A 756-nucleotide genomic window follows, 5' to 3' on the forward strand; every position below is an offset into this window, starting at 1 on the left:
ACCGTATCCACTATTTGCTCATGCACGCAGCGCCAGCCAACCTGATCGACGGTGTCGATGGACTCGATCTCCCTCCCGCCCAACGCGTTCAGCTAGATCTAGGCGGCATCTTGCAGCGCCCTTTCATTTACGCTGGTGCCTCCAAGCTGCGTCAACGCCTCGTCCGTTGCCTTCTCTTCGTCGAGCGTCTGCTGCAGCAGCGGAACCGCGTCATTCAAGCCGAGCAGCCTTGCCCAGGTTACCAATGTCCCATAACGGGCGATCTCATAATGCTCGACGGCCTGGGCAGCGGCAACAAGCCCGGCGTCGAGGGCCGGCGCCGCCTGGAACTCCTCCAGTATCTCCCCGCCCTCCTCAATGATGCCGTCGATCGCGGGACAGGTCTTGCCCTGCGCGCGCTTGCCGAAAATCTCGAACACCTGCTGCAGCCGCTCAACCTGACCCTCAGTCTCGTCGCGGTGCTTCTCGAACGCGGCGGTCAACTCTTGCGATTCGGCACCCCTGGCCATTTTCTTGAGGGCACTTAAGATCTTACGCTCCGCGTAGTATATGTCCTTCAAGGCTTCGTAAAATAGATCTTCCCAGGCCCTTTGTGCTGCTCTGGGCGCTTTTCTTCGTCGCCATCTCCATGTCCCACTTCGAGTTCAATGCTTCGCGGCATATGCAGCTCTAACAACCAAGGCCATCGGTTGTTCCTCGCCCTCAAAGACATGGTGGGAACACGAGCAAGGACCGTGATCTCGCTCCGTTCTGGTC

General features: G+C 59.0%; 2 protein-coding genes. Both read right to left on the reverse strand.

Annotated features, from left to right (window positions below):
• Window positions 1-98: 98 nt before the first annotated feature.
• Complete coding sequence (locus EOA22_RS35850; RefSeq protein ID WP_063170817.1) at window positions 99-560, reverse strand: DUF892 family protein; 462 nt, start codon at window positions 558-560, stop codon at window positions 99-101.
• Window positions 557-756 (reverse strand): hypothetical protein (locus EOA22_RS38375; protein WP_206521543.1); only part of this gene is annotated, 200 nt, incomplete at its 5' end. The genes EOA22_RS38375 and EOA22_RS35850, both read right to left, overlap by 4 nt.

This window comes from Mesorhizobium sp. M7A.F.Ca.US.014.04.1.1, assembly GCF_003998745.1.
In the GTDB taxonomy this organism is placed as follows: Bacteria; Pseudomonadota; Alphaproteobacteria; order Rhizobiales; family Rhizobiaceae; genus Mesorhizobium; species Mesorhizobium ciceri.